This is a genomic window from Cellulosimicrobium cellulans (assembly GCF_001722485.1).
Taxonomy (GTDB): Bacteria; Actinomycetota; Actinomycetes; order Actinomycetales; family Cellulomonadaceae; genus Cellulosimicrobium; species Cellulosimicrobium cellulans_A.
In genome coordinates this window covers 1-1,806 of record NZ_LWGL01000309.1, presented here as the reverse complement: position 1 = coordinate 1,806, position 1,806 = coordinate 1, and the positions used below count along the sequence as shown (strand labels likewise).

At 76.9% G+C, this 1,806-nt stretch carries 1 protein-coding gene and 1 pseudogene; both read left to right on the top strand.

What is annotated here, in order from left to right:
• Positions 1-1,379, top strand: a 1,379-nt coding sequence (locus tag JZ5iCDA_RS17305; RefSeq protein WP_069388221.1) for a protoporphyrinogen/coproporphyrinogen oxidase, incomplete at its 5' end; no start/stop codon positions are given.
• A gap of 108 nt (positions 1,380-1,487) precedes the next feature.
• A pseudogene (locus JZ5iCDA_RS18620) lies at positions 1,488-1,806 on the top strand (hypothetical protein); the annotation flags it as partial.

Here is a 1,806-nt window from a genome sequence, read left to right as displayed (position 1 = left end):
GCGGACGCGGGCTGCGCGTCGTCGTGCTCGAGGCGCAGGACGTCCCGGGCGGGCCGGTGCGCGGCGCCGACCTCCCCGGTCTCGACGGGGTGCGGATCGACGTCGGCGCGGAGTCCTTCGCGGCGCGCGGCGCCCAGGTCGCCGAGCTCGTGGACGCGCTCGGGCTGGCCGTCGTCGAGCCCTCGCCGGCGTCGGCCTGGGGCTTCGCCGCGGGCCGCACGTTCCCGCTGCCGCGCGCCGGCGTGCTCGGCATCCCGGCGAACCCGTGGGCGGCCGATGTGCGGCGCGCGGTCGGCGTCGCGGGGTCGCTGCGCGCGAGCCTCGACCGCGTGCTGCCGCGCCGGCTCGCCGACACCACGACCCTCGAGACGTTCGTCCGCTCGCGCATGGGGGCGCTCGTCACCGAGCGTCTCGTGGCGCCCGTCGCGACGGGCGTCCACTCCGCCCCCCTCGACCGGCTCGACGTCGACGCAGTCGCGCCCGGCCTGCGGGCCGCGTTCGAGCGCGAGGGGTCGCTCGCCCGGGCCGTCGCCTCGCTGCGCGCCCTCGCGCCCGCCGGCTCGGCGGTCCGCGGGATCGACGGCGGCATGCACCGGCTCGTCGAGACCCTCGCCGCGGAGGCCGACGTCCGCACCGGGCACGAGGTCGTCGCGCTGACGCGCACCGAGGACCCGACCGAGCCGGACGCCGTGCCGGGGTACGACACCCCGGACCGCACCGCGTGGGGCGCGTGGCGCGTCACGGCCGTGGGCCCGCGGGGGGAGACGCACCTGCACGCGCCCCGGCTCGTCGTGACGACGCCCGCGCTCGTCGACCAGCTCTGGCCGCTCGTGGGTGGGCCGGCGGACGTCGTGCCCGACCCCGAGCCGGGTGCGGACGTGCGGCTCGTGACCCTGCTGCTCCGTGCCCCGGAGCTCGACGACGCACCCCGCGGCACGGGGATGCTCATCGCGCCGCCGCACCGCGACGCGGGCCGCGCCGCGCGCCGGCCCGACGTCGAGGCCAAGGCCATGACGCACGCGACCGCGAAGTGGCCGTGGCTCCGGGCCCGCGTGCGCGACGCCCTCGGGCCCGGGCACCACGTGGTGCGCCTCAGCTACGGGCGCATGGGCGTGCAGAGCGAGCCGGACCTCGAGCAGGTCGTGGCGGACGCGTCGCGGCTCTTCGGCGTGGACCTGCACGGGCGCGTGCTCGGGCACGTCGTGACGCGCTGGGACGGCGCCCTGCCTCCGCCCACCCCGGCGTACCGCCGGGAGGTCGAGGCCTTCGTCCGGCGCGTCGACGAGGTGCCGGGGCTCGCGGTGACGGGCGGCTGGATCGCCGGGACGGGCCTCGCGGCCGTCGTCGCGCACGCGCAGGAATGCGCACGAAACGTGTGAGGCAATCCTCACCGAAGGCACGGGGAAATGCGTGCCGGAAATGCCGACGTGACACTTTGTCCGTAACGACATGACCGCGCGTCACGACCCCGTCACACCGGATCGAGAATGCGCCGCGCATTTCGAGATCGTCGGACCACGGAGGACACTGGGACGGTGAGCACCACGGCGAGCACCCGCACGACGATCCGTGTCGGCACCCGGGGCAGCGCCCTCGCGACCACCCAGACGGGCCTGGTCGTGCGGCGCCTCCAGGAGCTGACCGGACGACCCGTCGAGACGGTCCGCATCCGCACCGAGGGGAGATGCGTTCCCGGACGCATCGGTCGACCGCTGACGCAGCACTCGGTCCGGCTCAGGCAGCCGCCGCGAGCTTGCGCGACGTCACGACGGCGTCGGCCACGCCGTACTCGACGGCCTGCCGCGC